The sequence below is a fragment of the Streptomyces synnematoformans genome, assembly GCF_039531005.1.
Classification (GTDB): Bacteria; Actinomycetota; Actinomycetes; order Streptomycetales; family Streptomycetaceae; genus Streptomyces; species Streptomyces synnematoformans.
Map to the genome: position 1 here is coordinate 1 of NZ_BAAAPF010000747.1, position 689 is coordinate 689.

The window sequence follows — 689 nt, forward strand, 5'->3', positions numbered from 1 at the left end:
GGCCCCCGAGTACTCCTTGCGGCGCGCGATGATCAGCCGGGCGGCGCCGTTGACCAGCAGCGTGATGACGAACAGGACCAGGCCGGAGGCGATCAGCGCGTCCCGCCCGAACTGCCCGGACTCGCCGAACGACCCGGCGATGTTCTGCGCGAACGTCCCGCCGCCCGCCTGCAGGATCTCCGCCGAGAGGATCGCCGACGGCGACAGCACCGTGGCCACCGCCATCGTCTCGCCCAGCGCCCGGCCCAGGCCGAGCATCGAGGCGGAGATGACGCCGGAGCGCCCGAACGGGATCACCGTGGTGCGGATGACCTCCCAGCGGGTGGCGCCCAGGGCCAGCGCCGCCTCCTCCTGGAGGCGGGGGGTCTGCGCGAAGACCTCGCGGCTTACGTTGGTGATGATCGGCAGGATCATGATCGCCAGCAGGATGCCGGCGGTCATCAGCGACCGCGGCGCGGTCCCGTCGAAGGACAGCACGACGGTCCAGCCGAGGTACCGGTCCAGCCATTCGTACGGGCCGGTCAGGTGCGGGACGAGGAACAGGGCGCCCCACAGGCCGTAGACGATGGAGGGGACGGCGGCCAGCAGGTCGATGACGTAGGCGATGGGCGCCGCCAGCTTCCGTGGCGCGTAGTGGGTGATGAACAGCGCGATGCCCACGGCGATCGGCACCGCGATGGCCATCGCGA

The 689-nt window shown here is 71.3% G+C and carries 1 protein-coding gene; it reads right to left on the reverse strand.

The annotated features are described in order from the left end of the window. Window positions 1–689 (reverse strand): phosphate ABC transporter permease subunit PstC (gene pstC / locus ABD317_RS37480; RefSeq protein ID WP_344296612.1); only part of this gene is annotated, 689 nt, incomplete at both ends.